This window comes from Streptomyces gossypii (genome assembly GCF_025165795.1).
Taxonomy (GTDB): domain Bacteria; phylum Actinomycetota; class Actinomycetes; order Streptomycetales; family Streptomycetaceae; genus Streptomyces; species Streptomyces gossypii.
In genome coordinates, this window is record NZ_JAJAGO010000001.1 from 1 (window position 1) to 21069 (window position 21069).

Annotated in this window: 13 protein-coding genes; 6 read left to right on the plus strand and 7 right to left on the minus strand. The window is 68.9% G+C overall.

Going from position 1 to position 21069, the window contains the following annotated elements; genetic code table 11:
* Positions 1–579 precede the first annotated feature (579 nt).
* The gene (locus tag LHJ74_RS00005) at positions 580–2970 is read left to right on the plus strand and encodes a DEAD/DEAH box helicase (RefSeq protein ID WP_260215919.1); all 2391 of its coding nucleotides are present in this window, start codon (positions 580–582) and stop codon (positions 2968–2970) included.
* A 362-nt stretch (positions 2971–3332) separates the two neighbouring features.
* The gene (locus tag LHJ74_RS00010; RefSeq protein WP_260215248.1) at positions 3333–4133 is read left to right on the plus strand and encodes a hypothetical protein; all 801 of its coding nucleotides are present in this window, start codon (positions 3333–3335) and stop codon (positions 4131–4133) included.
* 186 nt (positions 4134–4319) lie between these two features.
* Here the strand turns inward: LHJ74_RS00010 and LHJ74_RS00015 are convergent, their stop codons facing one another.
* From LHJ74_RS00015 to LHJ74_RS00045, 7 genes are all read right to left on the minus strand, one after another.
* Complete coding sequence (locus LHJ74_RS00015) at positions 4320–5792, minus strand: serine/threonine protein kinase (protein ID WP_260215249.1); 1473 nt, start codon at positions 5790–5792, stop codon at positions 4320–4322.
* Between the two features lie 136 nt (positions 5793–5928).
* Positions 5929–7158 carry an AlbA family DNA-binding domain-containing protein gene (locus tag LHJ74_RS00020; protein WP_260215250.1) on the minus strand — a complete coding sequence of 410 codons (1230 nt, stop codon included), beginning with the start codon at positions 7156–7158 and terminating at the stop codon, positions 5929–5931.
* A 1011-nt stretch (positions 7159–8169) separates the two neighbouring features.
* Complete coding sequence (tpg, locus tag LHJ74_RS00025; protein WP_260215251.1) at positions 8170–8724, minus strand: telomere-protecting terminal protein Tpg; 555 nt, start codon at positions 8722–8724, stop codon at positions 8170–8172.
* Between the two features lie 3 nt (positions 8725–8727).
* A complete protein-coding gene (locus LHJ74_RS00030; RefSeq protein ID WP_260215252.1) occupies positions 8728–9120 on the minus strand; it encodes a hypothetical protein in 393 nt (130 codons plus the stop codon).
* 77 nt (positions 9121–9197) lie between these two features.
* Positions 9198–11309 (minus strand): telomere-associated protein Tap, encoded by a 2112-nt coding sequence (gene tap, locus LHJ74_RS00035; protein ID WP_260215253.1) that lies wholly within the window; start codon positions 11307–11309, stop codon positions 9198–9200.
* A gap of 177 nt (positions 11310–11486) precedes the next feature.
* Complete coding sequence (locus LHJ74_RS00040; protein WP_260215255.1) at positions 11487–14663, minus strand: AAA family ATPase; 3177 nt, start codon at positions 14661–14663, stop codon at positions 11487–11489.
* Complete coding sequence (locus tag LHJ74_RS00045; protein ID WP_260215256.1) at positions 14660–15982, minus strand: metallophosphoesterase family protein; 1323 nt, start codon at positions 15980–15982, stop codon at positions 14660–14662. Before LHJ74_RS00045 ends, LHJ74_RS00040 begins: the two co-directional genes overlap by 4 nt.
* Positions 15983–16115: 133 nt before the next feature.
* On the opposite strand from LHJ74_RS00045, the gene LHJ74_RS00050 reads away from it, so the two are divergent.
* From LHJ74_RS00050 to LHJ74_RS00065, 4 genes are read left to right on the plus strand one after another with little or no spacing between them, the layout of a single operon-like run.
* Positions 16116–16961: a hypothetical protein gene (locus LHJ74_RS00050; protein ID WP_260215257.1), complete on the plus strand. Its 846-nt coding sequence runs from the start codon at positions 16116–16118 to the stop codon at positions 16959–16961.
* Positions 16962–17009: 48 nt separating this feature from the next.
* Entirely contained in the window at positions 17010–18149 is a 1140-nt protein-coding gene (locus tag LHJ74_RS00055) for a hypothetical protein (protein WP_260215258.1), read from the plus strand.
* Positions 18146–19654 (plus strand): hypothetical protein, encoded by a 1509-nt coding sequence (locus tag LHJ74_RS00060; RefSeq protein WP_260215259.1) that lies wholly within the window; start codon positions 18146–18148, stop codon positions 19652–19654. Before LHJ74_RS00055 ends, LHJ74_RS00060 begins: the two co-directional genes overlap by 4 nt.
* Entirely contained in the window at positions 19644–21005 is a 1362-nt protein-coding gene (locus LHJ74_RS00065) for an AAA domain-containing protein (protein ID WP_260215260.1), read from the plus strand. Before LHJ74_RS00060 ends, LHJ74_RS00065 begins: the two co-directional genes overlap by 11 nt.
* Positions 21006–21069: the final 64 nt, after the last annotated feature.

A 21069-nucleotide genomic window follows, 5' to 3' on the forward strand; every position in this document is an offset into this window, starting at 1 on the left:
CCCGCGGAGCGGGATATGCCCCGGCAAGCCGGGGCATAGAGCACGAATTGCGCAAGCGCAATTCGAATTCTGGCGCAAGCGCCAGAATAGAATTCCGCAAGCGGAATTCAAAAAGCAAGGCAATTCGCGCAAGCGCGAATTGGGAGCGATCGCGCAAGCGCGATCGCGGGGGCTGGCAGCAAGGGGAGGTGTATCACGCGCGGGCCTGTGTGGGGCTTGGGAATCCCAGCCGTCACCCCCGCAACGGAAGTGACGGACCATCGGCCTGACGGGGTGCCGGCCCCACCGCAGTGACGGGCTCCGCTGCGCTCCACCCGAACCCCTCCCCTACCGCCAAACTCACCCTGACGTGCTCACGAATGCCCCGCCGTCATACCGCACGAACCGTGCGTGTGGGGCGAGATTTAGTCACGTATCAGCCTACAGGGCGAACCTGTTCCGTGAGTGATGCATCACGGGCACTTACTGTGTAGAGTCTGGTCCCAGACACCCACCACCCCGGCCCCCGACTCCACCGCGCCGGACTTTCTTTTCTGATTGCGCGCTACATTCCGAAAGAAGGAGCTATTTCCCGTGGTCATGAAGAAGAGTGATCTGCGCGCGCACCAGATTGAGACTGTTGACGCCATTCGGCGTGGTCTCGACGTCCCTCCCGGAGGTATTCCGGTCAACGGTCTGCGTGGACAGGTGATTTCCGCGTGCGGCACCGGAAAGACCATCACTGCCGCATTCGCTGCTCGCGAGATGCTTCCGAAGGGGCGCATTCTCGTACTGGTGCCGACCTTGGATCTTCTGACGCAAACGGTCAAGGAGTGGCACCGGGTCGGGCACAAGGGGCCGGCGGTTGCCGTGTGTTCGCTCCAGGACGACCCGGAGCTGTGGAGCCTCAAGGTGCGCTCCACGACGAATCCCGTGCAGCTGTCGCTGTGGCACGGGACGGGGCCGGTGACCATCTACGCGACGTACGCCAGCCTGGGCGTCTTGGCCGAGGCGTTCGAGGGTGCTTACGGCCAGAAGCTGGCGCCGGTGGACCTGGCGGTGGTCGATGAGGCCCACCGGACTTCGGGCTCGATGGGTAAGGCGTGGGCGGACATCCACGACCAGGCCGTCATCCCGGCGTACCGCCGGCTGTACTTGACGGCGACGCCGCGGATCTGGGAGGAGCGGCTGAACCGGGACGTCGCGGAGGGGGTGCGCGACCCGTTGCCCCGCGAGATGGCGGCCTCCATGGACGACGAGAAGGTCTTCGGCCCCGTCCTGTACAAGCTCAGCCTGGCATCTGCTGTCTCGCGCGGGCTGCTGGCGCGGTACCAGATCATCGTCCTGGAGCTCCAGGACCCGGTCGTCACCCCCGAGCGGCTGATGGGCGAGGACCGGCACACCGAGGAGGTGCGCGGTCAGCGGCTCGGAGCCTTCCAGGCCGCGCTCCTCCACACGATGGCGCAGCACAACCTCAGCACGTGCATCACCTTCCACCACCGGACGATAGAGGCGCAGGCGTACGCGGAGGGCCTTCAGCGCGTGGCGGCGAAGCTGCACGCCAACGAGCCGGAGATCTACCCGAAGCGGATCTGGGCGGACTGGCTGTGCGGCGAGCACGTCCCCGAGCGCCGGCGGGAGGTCCTCGGCGGCTTCGGTACGACGACGCGGCGGGCCGTGCTCTCCAACTGCAGGGTGTTGGGCGAGGGCGTCGACATCGGGGCCGTCGACAGCGTCGCCCTGCTGGACCCCAAGGGCGCTCCGCACGACATCGTCCAGGCCATCGGCCGGGCTCTCCGTCAAAAGCCCGGTGAGGGCAAGCTCGCTTCTCTGATCGTGCCGGTATTTCTCCAGCCGGGAGAAAAACCGGAGGACATGTTCACCTCGGGATCATACCGGCCCTTGGTGAAGGTCCTTGAAGGTCTGCGCGCTCACGACGAAGAGGCGATCGAATTGCTGGCGATCCCGCAAGAGCCTCAGAAGGACGTCGCACAGCCCTCCGAGTACATCGGCCCACCGCCCAAGGAAGGCGAGGCAGAAAGCCGTCTGCTGCTCCGTTTTGCCGCTCCGCGTGACCCCGTGATGGTCGCGGACTGGGTCGGCTTCAACGTGATCGACACCGAGAAGCAGGACTGGGCCCGCGGCTGGGCGAAGCTCAAGCAGTTCACCGAGCGCGAGGGCCACGCCCGAGTCCCGTACGGACACAAAGAGGGAGCAACTCCCCTTGGGCAGTGGGTCGCCGAACAGCGACGGGCCTACGGGGCGGGGCAGATGACCGGCCTGCGCGCGAAGCGGCTGGAGAAGCTGGGCATGGTCTGGTCGGTCGCCGACGAGCGGTTCCAGGAGAACCTTCAGGCCGCCAAGGCGTACTTTGAGGAGCGCTGGACGCTGTGCGCGCCCCGGACGGCGACGATGCTGGACCGGCCTGTGGGGCAGTGGCTGTCCAACCTGCGCCGCCCGGGTGCGCTCGCCGACAAGCCGGAGTGGGAAGCCGCGTTGAAGGAGATCGACGAGGACTGGAATCCGTCGTGGCCAGCCGAGTGGCAGCGGCACTTCGCGGTGGTGCGGGAGATGCTCGCGGAGGAGACCATCCTCGCGTACGTCGAACCGGGCGTCACCGTGCACGGGATGGACATCGGCAAGTGGCTCGCCCGGCAGCGCCAGCCCGAGGTTTGGGCGGCCCTGGCCGACGGGCAGCGCGAGCGCATGGAAGCCTTCGGTGTCGTCCCGCACCCCCCGGAGCCGGAAGCACCCGCGAAGCCGTCCACGGCGCCCGTGAGCGCCTTCGAGCGGGGCGTTGCGGCCCTGGCCCAGTACAAGGCCCGTACGGGCTCCCTGACAGTCCCCAGGGCCCACGTAGAGCGGCTGGAGGACGGCAGCGAGGTCAAGCTCGGGGTGTTCCTGTCGAACACCAAGACGAGGCGGGCCAAGCTCACCGCCGACAAGGTCGCCGCGCTCGCCGGCCTCGGACTGGAGTGGGCGGCATCCTGACACTGTCGGGCGGAGCCCGGGCGCTGTGTGCGGCCCGAGGTCCTTCTCTGTCCCGGGCCTACGGCATCGCACTGGAGTGCGTGTAGGCACTGGGATCCCCGACCGCTCCCCCTGCGGACTACGTGGCAGCCGGGAGGGTTCCTGCATGCTGGCTCTCGCGCCGCGCCCGACGATGCGCCATCCGCCCTGTACGTCACGAGAGTTCGACCTGGCTCTCATCACCGTCACGGTCCCTGTGGCAGTTGATGTCTGACCGCCTGGCGCTGATGGGCCAGCTCCGACCGGGCCCGGCGTGCGTCCCCGGAAGTCCTAGCGAATCTGACACGCTCCACCGATACCCAAGACGGACAAAGGTTGCATTCATGGATATGAGACCTGCGTGGTGGAAGGACGCCGACTCGTCGGTACAGCGTGTGTGCTGGTGGTCTTGGGGGTTGGCCGCCGTCGCTCTTGCGGTCGGCTTGTACGGCGATCAGCAGTGCTGGTGGGACGGCCGGCCCGTCGGCGCCAACCTGCTCTCCGGTCTCGCCGGATTCCTCGTCGGAGTACCAGTCGCCGTGCTCTTCCTGTCCCACCTCGCCTCACGGCAGGCACAGACGATGGGACGAGCGGCGGCGTTGAAGCAGGCGCCGGTAGTGGTCGGACAGTTCAGGGACACACTGCTGAAAGGGTTCCCCTCGGACACTCCCGGCGCGGCCCGAGACCGGCTCAAGGATCTGCGGACCGCGTGTAAGGCCTTGAGTTTCGCGGCGAAGCGACAGCCAGGAGTGATCCGAGCCCCGGGGTCGTCGTACCTGGCGAAGGAGATCGAGGCGGTCAACCGTGCGCTGGAGCAGGCTTTCGTCGCCAAGGCGCGGAACTCACAGCAGAAGGAGTGGTTCGCTGAGCTCAGTGCGTACTGGTGGCAACTGGAGACGGTGCTGGGGCCGCACCTCTACGACGTCGGCCTCAAGCCGGAGCAGCCGGTGCGGATCGAAGCCGCACTGACGAAACTGACAGCAGACCGCGAGACCCCATTCCTGCAGATGACAGGGGGCTTGAGCGTGTCTCCAGCCACGCTGCAGATGCTGGCCTCAGCAGTGATCAACAGCGTTGGGGCCCTGTTGTATCTACTCGATCAGCTGGACGATCTGGAAGGCATCGGCCGAGCGTCGGCACCCTGAACCATGCTCCGCGCGGCCAACCCGTTCACCTCCGTCTCGGCGAAAGCGGGCGGGGCCCGTCTCGTCCATCTGCCGAGGAAGAGCCGCTCAGGCCCCGCGCGCGGCCCGGGGTACTTCGCTGTCCCGGGTCGGCGGCATCGCACTGGAGTGTGTGTAGGCCCTGGGATCTCGGGGGCGTCCGACCGGTCATTTCCTCCAGGAGCCTTGGGGGTTGCGCTCGGGCATGTGGCTGGGGTGAGCGAGTCGGCTGTTCGCCGCTTGGGCGAGCCAGGTGGCCCATCGGTCGATGAACTCGTCCAGGTCCCCGATGACGAGGGGAGTGAACGGCCAGGCCACCTGGTGCATGCCAAGAGTCGGGCTGATGGCGGTACGTGACTCGTGGTGGGGATCGAGTGCGAAAGGCTTCGTGGTCTCCGCGACGGGGCGGAACGGCGTGCTCATGAAGGCCGTCTCGAACCACTGGTACTGGTCCTCCGTCTGCGCGTCGGCGTACCAGAGGGAGTGGCTCCGTCCGCCGTACCCGTGATGGTTGGCGGGGACCTTCAGCGAGAGGGTCGCGGAGGCGATGACGTCGAACGGCGCCGGCGTCTCAGTAGTACGCCAGACCTCAGGGGCGGTCTCCCTCGGTCCGGACAGGGTCAGCTGGGCGTCGTTGATACGGATGGTCCACCCTCCCTGCTTGCCCTTGCGGACCTCCGCGCTCGGGGCAGCGTTCGTGAGCGTCGTGAGGAAGCTGTCGGCGATGAAGGCGAAGGAGGTCGTGGCGGCCTCGACCAGGGCCTTGCGGCGGTCGGCCTCGGTGGCATGGGCCGAAGCCCGGCGGTCGGCTTCGGCTTGGCGTGCGACCGCGCCCTGGTTGGCCTCCGCGAGCGCGGCCAGCCCGCCGGAGAGTGCGGCGGCGGGGATCTGCCCCAACCGGGCGAGCACGTTGCCGGCCGCAGGGCGCGCCTGGGGCGCCTTGTAGAGGCATTCCGTGATCAGCGCGGCCAGGAGCGGGGGTGCGGTAGTGAGCGGTGGCGGGGTTCCGTGCAGGTGCTGCTCCTGGTAGTCGTGCTCGGCCGGTCCAGTGAAGGGTCTCGTGCCCTCCAAGAGCTCGTAGGCCAGAACGCCCAAGGCGTAGATGTCGGTCGCACCGGTGGCCCGTTGGAACTTCCAGACCTCGGGTGCCATGTACGGCAGGCTTCCCGCGCCCTTGTAGGTGTGCTGGGCTGTGGTCGCTTCGGCGTAGCGGGCGATGCCGAAGTCGGCCAGGCACCAGCGGCCACCAAGCAGCAGGATGTTCTCCGGCTTCAGGTCGCGGTGGACGATCTCGCGGTCCTTGAGGTCGGCGAGTGCTTCGGCGACATCGGACAGGACGGCGACCGCCTCGTTGAGGGGAAGCCGGCCGTGGTCCAGGAGGTGGGCGCGCAGGGACTTCTCGGCGCGGGGCATCACCAGCACCCACTGGTCTTCGTGCTCGCCGCTGTCGACGACCGGCACCACGTTGCGGACGCCGTCCAGGTCGGTGAACAGCATCTCGCGCTCGGCGCCCGGAGCCTTGGGCACGAGCTTCACCGCCGCCTTCTCGCCCGCGGTGTTCTCTGCCTCGAACACGGCGCCGAAGCCGCCATCCCCGATGCGGGCGCCGACGACCCACTCGTTGTTCAGTGCCAGTCTCATGGTGCGCGTTGTCTCCATCGTCAACTGCTGTCCCGTGAGGGCGGATTCGCCTCGCTTCCATGGTCTCAGGCCCCACTGACACACGGCGGGCTGATCCTCCGGGGCTCGTGCCGTCTCATGGAGCGCCATCAGAGGATCACTCCTCGTCGGTCAGGGCCTTCGCGAACGCCTCTTCGGAGTCCAGAGAGCGGAGAAAGGGACCGAGGAGTCTGCGAGTCACCGTGCCCTGCGCGTCGCGCAGCTCAGCAAGGGTGGCGCCGGTGCTCTCCTCGTAGGTGTCGGCGCTGTACCTGTGATTACTGGCGAAGATGGACGGCTGGCTCCATCGACGTCGGCCACGGAGCCGGTTGGCTCCGACGGCCACCGCCCAGTTCCCCTGGTAGCCCACGTCCTCAGAGATCAGGCGGATCAGCTCCAGCATGTGGCGGGTGAAGACGACAGCGGCGACATCGAAGATGACCTGCTCCACCTCGCCTGGCGACTCGTACGGCCTGGAGGTGCCCTCAGAAAGGCGGGTCATGAGCAGCCGCAGCCCTCCATCCTCGAAGAGCTGAAGCTCGACGACGGACTCATCAGAGGAACGGCCTTCCGGGGTGTAAACACGGCCGGCTCCGAGCCCCGAGGAGCTGAGAGCCACTCCCCTCGCGCGACGGTACCCCTGGTGGGCGGAAGAAAGATCAGGACTGAATCCCCCGGAAAGCGCTGCCCGGGTACGGGGGGCTTCCAGGGCACGCTGGATCAGCGTGCGCAGGCGCTGGTTCCAGTCCCGGGCGCCGGTGATGGGCAGGCACATGTCCCGTCGTCCGGCGGTGGGCTGAGCGACCAGGAAGAGATGAGATTGGGCTCCGACGTCGCGCAGCGGGTCTTCCTCCATCTCCTTGCCCAGCAGGGCGAGGGTGTCCGCCTCGGTGTTGCGTCGCCGTGTATGGAGGGCGACGACTTCGGCGTCGCCCATCTGGTACTTCGTCTTGTCGCCGCGGCCGAAGTACCGGTTGTCGACCATGTGCGGTGCGACGGGGCTGGCCGGGATGTGGACGATGAGGTAGCCGGTGCCGTCGTCGGCCGCCGCGCTGATCTCCTCGGTGAGGATGGTCAGGGGCGGGTCGGGGATGGTGCGGGCCACCTGCTCGATCTTCTCCGGCAGCCCGTTCAGGGGCTGGGGAGCGAGTTCGAAGGTGCGGCTCTCCTTGTTCTCCTGCACGCCGATGATCAGGGTGCCGCCGTCGACGGCGAACGACGCGAGGTCGCGCGCCAGCTCCTTGTTGTCGCCCTTGCTATTCGGGGCCTTCTTCAGGTCCAGGTGGTGGCTTTCCTCGAACAGGCCGCCGTCGACCGCGGCCTGGAGGTCGGCCTCAGTCTTCGGCATCCACCGGGGATTGTCGGAGGAGAGGTAGATCGACGTCACTGTGGCTCCCGCTTCCCGTGATCCAAGGCCCAGCACGGGCCGTAACCCAAGGGGCTGAGCGCCAAGGGTACGGAGCGGGTCCGACAACGGACCTTCTGTTTTCCGGGACGCCGTGGGGGTGCCCACTGCGCCGTGGGCACCCCCTCTCCGTCCGTCGGGCGGGGTCGGGACGTCTCGGTCTTCTCATCGCCGGCCTGCGCGGCGACTTCGGCGTCCGTCAGGTGCAGCACCCGCGTGGGATGGACGGTGCCGTCTTGCACGACGTGTACGCGGCCTGGGTGCCTGCTGGGCTTCGAGCATGCGAGACGGTTCCTCCTGCCGCCCGGTGAGCGTCTCGCCGCCCGGCACCACGAAGGCGGCGAGGTAGCGCGCCTGCGTCCGGCAGTCCCCGCCGCGTGGATCCATGACCGCCTTCTTGGGGACAGCTACCGTGCTGTGCCGAAGCGCGGAAGGTGTCACCTGGGATCGCAGCGAGCTGGTCGTTTGCGTCTCATGAAGCAAGCTGGTTGTCACCAATGAGGCAGGCTGCTTGTCACCTGCGCACCGTGCGCATCGTCGCCTTTCGTCCTACCGTCAAGGTGTGACCAGCTACGCCACGGCCCTGGACTCCCATGCCCAGCGTGAACCATCCTTCGGTGACGACTACGTTCGCGGACTCGTCGGCGTGGGCGACGTTCATGCTGTCGAGTGGCCTGACCCCCAAGGTAGATCCTGGGACGAGACGGAAACGATGTGCGGTCGGCCGACGCGGGGGATGGAACAACAGGAGCACGCCAACCCCGCTCAATGGCCCCAGCCCAGGTGGACCAGCAAGGCTTGCGATGCGTGCAGCAGAGATGTGTAGGCCTGCCGTGCGTACCGAGTGAAGTTCGGGTCGCCCCTGCAATCTTGGTGACAACGAGTCTGCCTTTGTGGCAACTATCGCGCTTCGGCTCACATGCTTCGGCACATAGGCAGCAGCGCATGTCCTTCTCAGAATGAAACGTCGAAGTAGTCGATGTCGGTGAAGGCGACCTCGAGGCCCGCGGCGCGCTGTCCGCCGTCCCTGAAGTACACCTCCTGCAGTCCTTCGGCGACGATGTCACGCATACGCTGGTCACTGGCACCCTCTTGCTGGGCGTCGAACAGGCGGCGGGCGTAGACCGGGGGAAGGTGGACGGTCAGGCGGCGCATCCGGCCGTCGTCGGTGGTGCCGACCGGCGCGGTGTAGCCGAACCGGGCCCGGGTCTCGATGGTGATACCGGTCGCGGTGGCGGCCTGCTTGCGGTGGCGCCCTCGGACATTCGGCTGCCAGTGGGCACGAACGGCCGTCTCGATCCGTTCGGCGATGGGCTTGGGCGGGTGTTTGCGCTCGCCGGTGCGGTAGCGCTCCACCGATCGCTGACTGACCCCGATCTCCGCCGCGACAGCCTTGGTGGTCTTCAGCTGCCCCAGCAGGAAGTTGATACGGGCTTTGAGGCCCTTGGGCGGCTGGCGGGTGAACGCCTCCTGGTCGGCCCGCTCGATAGCGTCCTCGATCTCCCCCACCGGTCAACTCCCGTCCGTGAACGGGCTGTGGCCGCAACGCTGGGGGATCAGGCGGGCGGCTGCAGCCGGGGCGAGGTCCACGACCAGGCGCTCGCCCACGCCGGAGGCCGTGGTGGCGTCGGGTGAGAGGTAGCCGAGGCTGCGCAGCTCGCCGACCGCTTTACGGAAGGCGTCGCGGCCTTCAGCGGCCAGGCGCTCGTCGCGGGTGAGGGAGACCAGTTCACTGATCGTGGGCTCCTGGCCGGGGGTGTAGCCGACGGCGAGTTCGGCCAGGACACCGCGGGCGCGCCAGGTCAGGCGCATGTCCCGCATCGCCCGCGCGAACAGCACCGGGTCATGGGCGGGCGGGGCAGCGGGAACGGGCCACTGCGGGGTCAGGGCGTCGGGGGTGTTCATCGGTTACGACTCCTCGGTGCGGTTCAGCGTCCGCGCTGGCCTCAAGCTGGGCGGCGCCAGGTCGGGTGGTCGCGGCCTTACTCGCCTTCGTCGAAGACGGCATCGCCGCCCTTGATGTGCCGGGCCGGGTTGAGGCCCTGCTCCATCAGGTCGACCGCCCACAGCATCGACTGAACGCCCTCCAGCTTCGCCAGGCCCGGCGTGGGCCCGAGGCGGAAGCCGCCGGGCTGGAGCTTGCCGGAGGCCGCGTACGGGAGGAAGGCGAGCGGGCTGTCGCCCGGGCTCGGGTAGACGACGCAGTCGGACAGTACGGCGAGCGGGTACAGGCCCGTCATCTTGGCCATGTTGCCCAGCTTGCGGTGCATGTTGACCCGGGCCTTGCTGATGACGGCGGCGCGGATGTCGGGGCGCCAGGTTGGCCGTTCCAGGGCCGGCCACCGGTCCCCGTCCTTGTAGTGCTTGCCCTGGGGGCGCTCGCGGAGCTTGCCGACGCCGCCCTTGACTGTGGCCTTGATGGCGGACAGGACGGCGGTCAGGGCCGGGTCGACTTGCTTGTGCCGCTCCATCGCGGCGAGGAACTCCGTGTCGGTGAGGTCCTTGGTGACGCCGAGGTCGGCGAGGGTGTCGACGTAGGCGGTCTTGAGGCGGTCATGCCACGGGTCGAGGTAGGCGCCGGTCTCGCGGCGCAGGTACGCCTCGATCGGGTGGACGTTGTAGCCGAGTTCCTGGGCGTAGGCGAGGGTGTGCGTCTGGTACCAGGCCGGGCCGGTGGGGCGGGTACCGTCCGGGGTGAACGGCGAGGGCAGGCGCGGGTCCAGCTCGAGGTGGGACAGGTCGACCAGCCAGCTGCCAGGGATCTTCGGGTTGAACTTCGGGGCGTGGAAGTGGTCGGAGGCGGACAGGCCGACGGCCAGGCGGGCTGCGGCGGCGAGGAACGCGGTGTTGAGGTCCAGGCCGACCGCGTACGGCAGCGTGCACTCCTCGTCGGTGAGCAGGTTCACCGGCCGCACCCACTGGTAGGCCTCTTCGTTGAGGAAGCCGCCGGTCCAGCCGGAGTTCACGACGACGGGGTGCTCCGGGGTGGCCTCTGGCGGCGCCGGGTCCATCGGTTCCGTCCCCAGCGAGCCCGGGTTGTGGCCCGAGACCCAGTTCCCGGTCGCTTCGTCCCGCACGGCGCGCGTAGGCGGGCGCAGCGCCGTCATCAGCTCCAGCCCGGAGACGGCGGTGGAGCCGCGCGGGGTGATGACCCGCTGGGCGTAGACGCCGAGGACGCGGGCGATGTCGGCCGGCTCCATCTCCGAGACGCCGGGCCAGGACCGTTCATCGAGGGCGTCCCAGGGCAGGACCGCGAGCTGGACGCACTGCCGCTCGCGGCCCTGGGCCTTGCGGTAGATACGCGCCCACGGGCCGAACCCGCGCTGGGTGAGCTGCCACTTCGCCTTCGCGACCTGCTTGACGACCGGGTGGTCTTCGGGGAGACGCAGGGAGCGGCGCTGCTCGTGGCCCTCCAGGCGCTGCGGCAGCCCGAGCTTCACGGCGGCCGCCGCGGTGAGCACGATCAGCGGGTCGGAGTCCTTGCCGTACCGGTTGAGCTTCGGCGCACCGAGGCCGGACTCATTGAGCGTCCACTCCACCAACTCCGGCACGGTGATGGCCGGGCAGTCCAGGACGATGCCGCCCGTGCCGTACGCGGAGCCGTCACCGTCCAGCACGGCGAGCGGGCCGTGCGGGAAGCGCGGGTCGGTCGCGGGCTTCACGGCCTTCTGCGACGCCGGGCGGCGCGACGACGTCGCGGGGCGGGCGGCCGGGGCCTGTGGCGTGGCCGGGGGGGTGGGAGCCTTTGCCGGAGCCGCTTTCTCCTGCCCGGAGGCAACCGGGCCGATGAACGTCGCGGGAGCCGACTGGGGGGCGGCGGGCGCGGCTGCGGGGTCGGCGCCGTGCGCAGGGTACTTCGCCGCCCAGCCGTTCAGCAGCCGCTGGTACGCCGAAAGGCGCGGCTCCTTCGGCTCGCTCCTGCCGTTCTCGTAGTTCTTCACCGTCTGCGTCGACGTCTTCAACGCGACCGCGAGGCGGGCCTGGGTGATGCCGGCAGCCTCCCGCAGCCGGGCGCGCTCCGCCGGGGGCGGGAGTTGCGGCTCCTCCTCCAGCAAGGCGTCGATGTTCGCGAACAACTCTTCCTCGGTCGCCATACGGCTCCACCTCCACCCCGAAGACTAGCAGAATACCCCCAATATTTAACTCATTTTTTAACCCATGTCTGGGATGAAACCGAGCGGGAGAATGATGCTCACAGCGCGCACCGTGTCCAGCGGAAGTGAGTGAAGTCCGACCCCGGGGACGGCGATGGATAGTGTGCCCTGAAGTGGTTATCGCGCCTGGGAGTGCAGTCCGCTGGCGAGGTTGTCCTGGGCGATGTCGTCTCGCTCAGCCAATGTGAGCCACCGGGCGGATGAGCCGGCGGTGGTCCGCTCCACCCACAGCACATCGTCAACGGCCTCGGCGACGGCGTGCAGGTGGCTGATCACCATTACCAGACGGTCACCGCCGACCTGGGCGCGCAGTACCTCCAGTGCCAGGTCCAAGGCGGTGGTGTCGAGGGCGGCGAAGCCCTCGTCGAGGAAGAGGGAGCCGAGAGTCGGCCCGCTGCGGGAGTGCAGTTCGGCAAGCGCCAGGGCCAACGCGAGGGACGCCATGAACTTCTCTCCTCCTGACAAGCGATTCGGATGGTGGGCGACCCCGGAGCTGCGGCTGATGATGTCGAAGTCGTCTGCGAAACCGAATCGACCGTCAGACATCTGCCCGAGCAGGTCGCTGGCGACGCCGAGCAATGCGCGGGTTCGCAGCGTGGTGAGGTGGCCCAAGAACTTGGCGTCAACCAGTTCGCGGCGTAGTACCTCGAGGGCTTCATAGCGGGCTTCGCCTGCGGTGATGGCGAAGTCCAGGTCAGCGGCCGGCTTGATCAGGTCCTGTGCTTCTCGCTGTTTGCACCGCTGGTCTTCGGCTTCTTTGATTGCCTGCGCGGCTGCGGCAACGAGGGGGTGAAGTGATTTGGGTGTGGTCAGGTCGGCTGAGGCGTCGAAGCCGTCGACGTCGGCGAGTGCGGCTGCATGCTCGCCGAGACGGCTTTCGACGGCGGCTGCGCGTTCTGTCGCCGCGGCGGCTCGCTCGGTGAGTTTGTCGCCGAGTGCCGAGGTTGTCGTCAAGAGGGTGGCGGCGTAGTGGCGGACCTCGGCGATCGCTGGCTGGGTGGGAGCTGCTGGCAGCGCTAGGAGGTCAGCCTCATCGAGATGTGTGCTGGCCTGGACGGCGGCCTGGGCCCACACGTCCAGGCTGTCACGCAGTTTCTCCAGGGGGCGTTCAAGGCGGGCTCGGGTGTCGTGGTCGAGCGTGCGCTGATCGGCGAGCACCGCGGTCTTCTCCGCTCGGCTTGCTTCCCTCTGGTCGAGCAGCTCTTGGAGTTCGGTCTGCCGGGCAGTGACGGCTGTGGTGGCGGCGTCCGTCTGTGCGGTGGCGACGTCGATCGGGTCCTGCGGCAGCATCGCCCGGATGCGCGCGGGAAGCATGCCGATGTCGGCGGCGGTCCTTACCACGGCCCGGGCGTGGCGCTCGTGGGCTGCGGATGCGTCTTTGGTGTCGCGGTGGTGCGCTTTCGTGCGTTCTGCCAGTGATTTACGGTCTGCTTCGATCCCGGCGGTACGGCGGTGCTCTTCATCCTTCAGCTGCTCGGCGTGTGCGGTGGCCGTGTGTTCGCAGGCGGAGACGGCGTCGGTGATCGCCGCTGTGTCCTGCTCAGGATGTGCGGCGCCGGGAGTGGTCAGGGCCGTAGTGGCTGCGGTCAGCCTTGCTGAGGCCGATGTGGCGTCGAAGTCCGTGCCTGCTTCGGCGGCCTGGGCCGCAAGGCTCCGGAAGGCTCGTACCGCCTTCTCGGTGTTCTCCTGCGCCGTCCGCTGTGCGCTTTTGTGCTCGTGGTCGCGTTCGAGTACCGCTTGGTCGGCCATGGTCACGGCGGCGCGGGCTTCGGCGCGCAGGTCGACGGCCCTGTCGTGTGCGCCCTTGGCCTGCTCTCGTTGCGTGTTCGCCTCGGCCAGCTCATCCGCGTCGGCCGGTGCGGGGTGGAAGTCGGCCGGGAGCTGTCGGCGGCATACAGGGCAGTCGTCGTCGGGGTGGAGGTCGGCGGCGATCGCGGCTGCCTTCTTCCGCAGCCTGAGCGTCTCCAGGTGCGTCTCGGCCACGGTGAGATCTTTGTGGGCCGCAGATGCCTCGTCCTCCACCGGGCCGAGGTCTTTGTGGGCGGATTTCTGCCAGTCCACTGCGTTGGTGTGAGCGCGCGCGGTGTCAGCGACGCGCCGGGCCGCCGAGAGGGCCGCGTCCAATGCGGTGCGGACACTTGTGCTGTGCGTACGGATTTGCTTGCTGGTCTCGGCGGCGGCACGGGCTTCCTCTGTCGTCGCTTGGACGTGTGCGGCCCGTTCGGCTAGTTCCGCTTCCGCCGTGGCGATGGCATCGCGTTCGTCGTCGAGTTGTGTGGTGAGGGAGACGAGCCGGTCGCGTTCGCCTCGGTGTTCCTCGGCGGTTTCTGCGAGGGTCTTCAGGAGCAGTGCGGCCTGGGCAAGGGCGTCCCGGCCTTCCCCTTGTCTCTCCGCCGCGATGATCGCTCCGGTCAGTTCCTCTTCCCTGGCCGCAGCCTGCTCGGCACGCCGGTCGAGGAGATCGCGCCGTGTGGTGAGGTCGGTGGCGGCGCACTCCAGCGTGTCGAGGACGGTGCCGGCGTCGGTCACCTGGCGCGTTGCCAGGCTCTGACAAGCGCTGGTGGCTGCCGCCGCGGTGTCTCGGGCTTGCGAGACCTCTTTATGCAGTGCCGTGATGCGGATGACGGCGGTGTTCAGGCGTTCGGCCTGGGCTGTGGCCGTGTCGGCGGCCGCTCCGGCTGTGGCGGCCGTCTCCCGCGGGTTGTCCGGCATGGGGGCCCGTTTGGCTTTCGCATCGCCCAGGAGTTGCTGGAGCGTGCGGCCGTGGCGGGCGGCCAGGTTCCGCACTGCTTCCAGTGATTCGGCACCGAACAGCTCACGGAGCCGTTCGCTGCGCTCCTTGGGAGCGGCGGTGAGGAGCTGGTCGAACTTGCCCTGCGGGAGCAGCCCGACCCTCAGGAAGGTGTCATAGCTCATCTGCAGCACCGTCTTGATGCGGTTGTCGACGGCCGTGGCGCCGTCGGTCTCCTCACCGGTGTCCAGGTTCTTCAGGTGGTGCCGGCCCGCGTTCGGATTGGTGGCGTGCATGGTGCGGTGGACACGCCAGTTCTGCCCGTCGTGTACGAAGGTGAGTTCGACGCTCATGGCCTGTGCGCCGTCGGCGATGAGTTGCCGTGGTTCCTTGGCGTCCCAGGAGCTTTTGCGGAACAGGGCGAAGGCGATGGCGTCGAGCAGGCTGCTCTTGCCAGCGCCTGTGTCGCCGAGGACCGCGACGAGGCTCTTGCCGGTGAAGTCGACGGTGGCCTGGGCGGGGTAGCTGCGGAATCCGGTGAGGGTGAGTGTCATCGGTTTCATCGCGTCGTCTCCGCGTCGGTGGTGTCGATGCCGGTCAGCAGGCTGGAGCGGTCAAGGGTGTCGAGGGGCTGGCCGGCGATGGCCGCGGTCAGCAGCGTCTCCTCGCAGCACGGTGCGGGGTCCTCGGGGTCGGGTTCGGCTCGCAGGTGGGCGAAGGCGGCCATGGCGCGGTCCAGGGCCGGGCCGCCTGTGCCGCGGTCGGCGAGGTAGTCGTGCAGCAGGTCGTCGATGTCGGGCAGTTCGGTGGTGGCGGTCTGCCGGTCCAGCACGCGGTGGGCTGTGCCAGTACGGCGCTCGTCGATGTCGACGAGCGTCGCCTGGGGCAGCATCTTGGCGAGGGTGGCGGGCAGGGACGGGTCGAAGGCGTCGACGTTCACCACCGCTTTCACCCAGGCGTCCCCCACGCGGGCGGCGCGGTGGGCGATCTGTTCCAGGGTTCCTTCGAGGCGTACCAGGCGGCGGCCTGCGGTGAGCGGTTCGAGTTCGATGCGGGGATTGGTGTCCGGCCCGATCTCGGCGAGTACGACGCTCTTGGTGTCGCCGGTCTCGCCAAAGTCCATCTGCAGGGGGCTGCCGGCGTAGTAGGCGGGGAATCCGGAACGGCCGACGGGCTGGGGTTTGTGGATGTGGCCGAGGGCGCCGTAGGCGACATCGGGCAGGTCGGTGGCTGCGGCCGCGTACTCGGCGCTCAGGGAGATCCGCCGCTCCGAGTAGGACGGGAGGGCTCCTTCGATGAACAGGTGGGCGGCGTAGACGAGGACGTCCCGGGGGCCTCGGTCGGCGGTCAGGCGGCGGTAGACCTCAGCTTGGACGGTGCGCATCCGTTCGGCGTAGGTCGCGGTGGTCAGGGCGGGGTCGGCGAAGTCGTAGGTGAAGCGGTTGGGGTGCAGGTAGGACAATGCGCCGATGCGCAGGGTGAGCTCCCCGTTCCTGGTCGGGTATTCGGCGAGGAGCAGTCTGTCGGGGCGGGCGTCGGTGGCGAAGCGGACCCGGGTCTGGTCTTCTTCGCGGGCGCCCATGTCATTGAGGACGTACTCCAGGAACGTCAGGACGTGAGTGGTGTCGTGGTTGCCGGCAACGACGACCACGGGCGCGATTGCGCCGAGGCGGCGCAGTGCCTGTGCCGCGCGGCGCATGTCGTCCAGGCTGGGGCGGGGGCTGTCGAAGAGGTCGCCACTGTGCACGATCAGGTCGGGGGCGTAGTCCTCGGCGATGGCAATGATTTCGTCCAGGACGGCGTCGACCTCGCTGTCACGTCGATGGCGGCCGATCTGGCGGCCGAGGTGCCAGTCGGAGGTGTGGAATACGCGTCCCGTCACGGGTGCCTCCAGAGGAACGGCCTGCGGGGCGGCGCGGGTTGCGCCGTCGCGGCCGGAGGTGCGGTGACGCTGACTGTACCCCGAATTACAGGAAGAGTCTGGAAAACTCTGGAACTCTGGTACCGTCTGGTGCATGAGTGATCCGCTGGACGCCCTGGAGAAGAGCATCGGCACCCTGCGCCGCGCGATCCGCGACGCAGCCGCCGCCGGTGATACCGAACGGGCCGGCGAGCTGCGAATGCAGCTGCGCCGCGCCGAGCGGGCCTGGGACGCCCTCGTCGACGCCGGTGAACCGGCGGCCGCCCCGCCCCGCCAAGCGCCGCAAGCTGCTCCGGCCGCCCGGGGATCGCAGCTCCCGGCACGCGAACACGTCCACCGCGCCCTGATGCTCCTCGGGGTCCCGGCCGCGCCCAAGCTGATCGTCGACGTGCACGAGGCGTTCTTCCCGGGAGAGCTGTCCACGTCCAAGCTCTCCAGCCTGCGCCGGGACGAGGAACGTTCCTACCGCTCCAGCCCGGGAGCCCGGCCGTACTACCTGTGCCCGGCCCTGGCGCACGACCTGCTGACCCCGGTGCGGGCACTGATCACGATCAGCACCTGGACGCTGGAGCAGCGCGTCATCGGCCCGCTGTCCCCTCGTGTGGACTTCCTCAGCGGCGCGATCCGCATCGCCAAAGCGGTGCGCACCTCCGCCGAGTCCGCTGCGGACGGGGCCAGTCCGGAGGCCCTGCGGCTGCTGTGGCGCTTCGCCGTCAACATCCCTGACGCCATGCCGAAGAACGCCTCCGGTCACGAGGGCGCGCTGGATGCGCAGCAGGTGATCGGCGCCGCCCAGGCCGAGCTGGACGTGCATACCGAAACCGACCGTGCCAACCGGGCGGCGGCCGCGCGGCGGGCCCGCAAGTCCCTCAGTGACGATGAGCAGTTGTTCGGCGCGCCCCTGCGGGGCGTGACGCATCTGCGGTCCGCCCGCGCCTGATTCCCATCTCCCCGCATCCTTTCATCCTCCGCAAGGATCTATGAGACCGTGAGAGAACCAGTCGACGACCGCCTCGCCGCACTTCGCGGATCCGCGAAGCGTCTGGACTACAACGCCCGGTCGCTGGCGGCCCTGGAGAACAATCCGCGTTGCACGCTGCGGGCTTTGCTGGACGCCTCTGGCTCCGACAAGGCCGCGATCGCCACACATGTCGGCCATCCCCCGGCCTTCGGCCAGTCCTCCTTCGCCATCACCCGCGGCAACGCCTTCGAGGCGATGGTGAAGGCCAACGGCTGCGCGGAGCTCCTGCGCGTCCTGCGCGAGACCCTGGAGCTGACGCTGCCGGAGGTGGGGTACGAGGACCTGAACGACGTCGGCGGTGACGGCCGTTCCAAGGAGCGCCATGAGCGCACCGAGGAAGTGCTGCTGCGGGCCGCCCGGGGTGAGGGCGACGGCACCTTGTTCGACCACCCGATGCTGTGCCTGCAGATCGGCGGACACAAGGCGTACCTGGAACCGGACCTGGTGGCCTTCCGCATCGACGGACGCTTCCACGTCGTGGAGATCAAGAGCTTCCCGATCATCGACGAGCAGGCCGCCCCCGCCCAGGTACGGGCGGCGACCACGCAGGCGAGCGCGTACATCATCGCGCTGCGTGACCTGCTCGGGCGGGCCGGCATCGGTGAGGAGGCCGTCTCCGACACGATCGTGCTGGTCGCGCCGAAGGACTTCACCAACCGGCCGACCGGGGCGTTCGTCGACGCCCGCAAGCAGGTGGCCGCCCTGACGCGTCAGCTGTCCCGCATCGAGCGCGTCGGGGACCTGGTGGATCTGCTGCCCGAGGACCTCACCTTCGACCTCGCCCGGGACTCGGAGGACCGGCCCCGGCGCCCGGCCGAGGAGCTGAACGAGGCGCTGGATCAGGTCCTCGTGACGTACCGCCCGGACTGCCTGAACCACTGCGAGATGGCGTTCTACTGCCGATCCCGCGCCCGTGCTGAGGCCTCACTGGATGTCCTCGGGCCGGTGGTGCGCGATCAGTTCGGCGGCATCGACACCACGACCATGGTCATGGGGCTGGCTCGCGGAGAACTGACGCCGAGCGAGGATCAGATGGAGATGGCCGCGGCCCTGCGGCACGCCGCACGGCTGCGCGCAGAACTGGAAGACCTCGGGGGTGCGGCATGAGCACGCTGTCGGCGCTGGCGCACGTGCAGGCGATGGAGTCGATGCAAGCCGTGCCCCTGACCGAGTTCCGCCACCGGCACCTGTCCGCCCGGCCGCTGGTGATCATCCCGCTGGCCATGGCCGGCGAGGCCGGGGCGCCCCTGGCCGCGATGGTCGGCTCCGCCAAGAGGAACGGGACCCTGCTGGTTGTGGCCCAGCCCCGCAACCGGGACCAGCGGTTCGCGTTCGCCGCCGGCCTCGGCCGGATCGTGATGGACTACATCGACTCTTTCCGCCAAGACCGCCGCGGGGAAGGCGAGCGCTCCCGGTACACCGACGCGCCTCAGATCCTGGTGCCCAACCCCGGCGGCCTCAAAGCCCTGGCCGACCTGGGACGCATGTGCCGCTTCCGTTCGACGTCCGGTCCCTACGCGGTACCGGACGTCGTACCGGAGTTCGGCATGTGGCTGACGTTCCTGGTCGACAAGGCCGAACAGGCAGGCACCTCCATGCTGCTGCCTGTCACCGGGATGCTCACCGAGCACTGGGCGACTGGCCAGAGCACGCTCGAGGACCAGAACCTCGCCTCCCTGATGGCCTGGATCGCTCCCCCGTCGGGCTTGAGCGTCGATCAGGCCATGGCCGACGCGGAGAACCCGGACGTGTGCCCGCCGGCGGGCCCGTCGACCTCCCCCGAGTTCGACAACCGCGACCTGGCCCCGGCGATCAGAAAGTTCGACACGGCCCACAAGCTCGGCGACCCGCACGCGCTGTCCGCAGCTGAGACCGAGCTGCGGGAGCTGATCGCGGGACAGATCCAGCCCACCTGGCGCATGGTGTGGCAGGCCATATCACTGCTGCGCTCCGTTCCCGAGGCACCGCGGTCCGCCAAGCGCTTCGAGGGCGACTGCAAGGCCTTCACGGACTACTCCAACTACCGGGACTCCGGCGGGCTTCCGCAGCGCAAGCGGGACACCGCGATCGGCGCGGCCCGGCGGCTGAGCTTTCTGGAGCGCGCGCTGGCCGAATTCGAGTCCGACATGGCGTTCGACGATCGTTTCGTGCTGGCCGACCGGCGCAGCGCAGGTGAGGCGTTCTCCGGGACGGTCGTGGAGGCTGAACCCGGCCGGACGGTCACCACGGACAAGAACAGGCGGGTGCCGCGGCCGCGTGTCACCGTCCGCACCGAGGATCCCGTGCGGCTGGCCGCCGATACCAAGCTGATCAGCCCGTCCATGCTGGCTGGCCACAAAGCCGTGATCGTCTCGGTCCTTCCCGACGGCGACACCGCACGGGTCACGGTGGAGATCACCGGCGGCATGGGGCGCGGCCGCGTCCCGAAGCAGGGCACCGTGCCGGAGCCGGGCCAGTACGTCGCCTACCTGCCCGATCCGGGGTGGCGCCCGGCACCGCAGTTCCCGGCCTCCGACGCCGCCCCGTGGACACACAGTGCAGCCGACGAGGTCGGCACCGATTCAGCCGTTCCCGAGGACGCCGCAGCAGAGGAGTGGGGCAATGAGGAATGACACCGGCACGACACCCGAACCGGCCGTGCCCGACCCTGCGACGGCCGCTGCCGCTGCCACCGAGGCGATCCTCGCGAACATGGCCGATGGGCGTCATAGGGCCGTGGTCGTCGACTCCCCGCCGGGCGCCGGCAAGAGCACCCTGGTGGTCCGCGCCGCCCAGGAACTCACCGAAGGCGGCGAGCGCCCGATCATCGTCGCCCAGACCAACAACCAGGTCGACGACCTGGTCGTGCGTCTGGCCAGGGAGCATCCCGGCATCGCCGTCGGACGGTTGAGTGCCACCGGCTACACCCCATCTCCGGCCCTGGGTGCCCTGACGAACACCACCGTCGGCCGCACCCTGGCCGACCTGGCCGGCTGCCGGATCATCGTCGCGACCGCCGCGAAGTGGGCCACCGTCCGCGACGCCACGTTCGGCTGGGCGATCCTGGATGAGGCCTACCAGATGCGTTCGGACATGCTGTTGCAGATCGTCGAACGCTTCGATCGGGGCCTGTTCGTCGGCGATCCCGGCCAGTTGGACCCGTTCACGATCGTCGGTACCGAGCGCTGGATCGGGTTGCCGCACGACCCCACTCAGAACGGTGTCAGCGTGATGCTGGAGCACAACCAGAACATTCCCGTGCATCGGCTGCCGGTGTCCTGGCGCCTGCCGTCCTCGGCCGCACCGACCATCTCCCGAGCGTTCTACCCTTTCACCCACTTCACCGCCGGAACCGGTGAAGACACACGCGCCCTGGAGTTCCGCACCGCCGGGTTCGCCCGCACCGACCTGGACGAGACCCTCGCGCAGGCGTTCACCACCGGCTGGGCCCTGCACGAACTGCGCCGCCGGCACGTCCCGCGCACCGACACCGAGACCCTCCAGACCGCCGCCGACCTCGCCGGCCGGCTGCTGGACCGCGGAGCGGTCGCCACCTGCGAGCGCCACCATGGCGGCCGGCCCCTGGAACCCGGCGACATCGCCATCGGCGTCGCCCACCGCGACCAGGCTGACCTGGTCAGGGCCGCGCTCGCCCGGACAGGCAGCCCGGGCGCGCCGGGCGTGGCGGTGGACACCGCGAACCGGCTGCAGGGCCGCGAGTTCGAAGTCGTCATCGTCGTGCACCCGTTGTCCGGCCGCCGGGACGCCACGGCCTTCCATCTGGAGGCCGGGCGGCTGTGCGTGCTCGCCTCCCGTCACCGGCAGGCGTGCATCGTCGTCGCCCGCGAGGGCATCGCCGATCTTCTGGACAGCCACCCCTCGACCGACCCGGTGCATCTGTCCGTGCGCGCCAAGTTCCCGGACGGCTGGGAAGCCAACCAGATCATGCTGGACAAGCTTGCCCAGCACCGCGTCGCCGCCTGATCCCACACGGTGCTGCCGCCCGATGCCCGGCATCTCGATCAAATTCGCATAGTTGTTCCATTTT

What these genes read in the sequence shown, in the direction of transcription:
- LHJ74_RS00020 (WP_260215250.1), bottom strand. Translation starts at nt 7,158, where the DNA reads ATGCCGAAGACTGAGGCCGACCTCCAGGCCGCGGTCGACGGCGGCCTG.
- LHJ74_RS00015 (WP_260215249.1), bottom strand. Translation starts at nt 5,792, where the DNA reads ATGAGACTGGCACTGAACAACGAGTGGGTCGTCGGCGCCCGCATCGGG.
- LHJ74_RS00050 (WP_260215257.1), top strand. Translation starts at nt 16,116, where the DNA reads ATGAGTGATCCGCTGGACGCCCTGGAGAAGAGCATCGGCACCCTGCGC.
- LHJ74_RS00010 (WP_260215248.1), top strand. Translation starts at nt 3,333, where the DNA reads ATGGATATGAGACCTGCGTGGTGGAAGGACGCCGACTCGTCGGTACAG.
- LHJ74_RS00065 (WP_260215260.1), top strand. Translation starts at nt 19,644, where the DNA reads ATGAGGAATGACACCGGCACGACACCCGAACCGGCCGTGCCCGACCCT.
- LHJ74_RS00030 (WP_260215252.1), bottom strand. Translation starts at nt 9,120, where the DNA reads ATGAACACCCCCGACGCCCTGACCCCGCAGTGGCCCGTTCCCGCTGCC.
- tap (WP_260215253.1), bottom strand. Translation starts at nt 11,309, where the DNA reads ATGGCGACCGAGGAAGAGTTGTTCGCGAACATCGACGCCTTGCTGGAG.
- LHJ74_RS00005 (WP_260215919.1), top strand. Translation starts at nt 580, where the DNA reads ATGAAGAAGAGTGATCTGCGCGCGCACCAGATTGAGACTGTTGACGCC.
- LHJ74_RS00060 (WP_260215259.1), top strand. Translation starts at nt 18,146, where the DNA reads ATGAGCACGCTGTCGGCGCTGGCGCACGTGCAGGCGATGGAGTCGATG.
- LHJ74_RS00040 (WP_260215255.1), bottom strand. Translation starts at nt 14,663, where the DNA reads ATGAAACCGATGACACTCACCCTCACCGGATTCCGCAGCTACCCCGCC.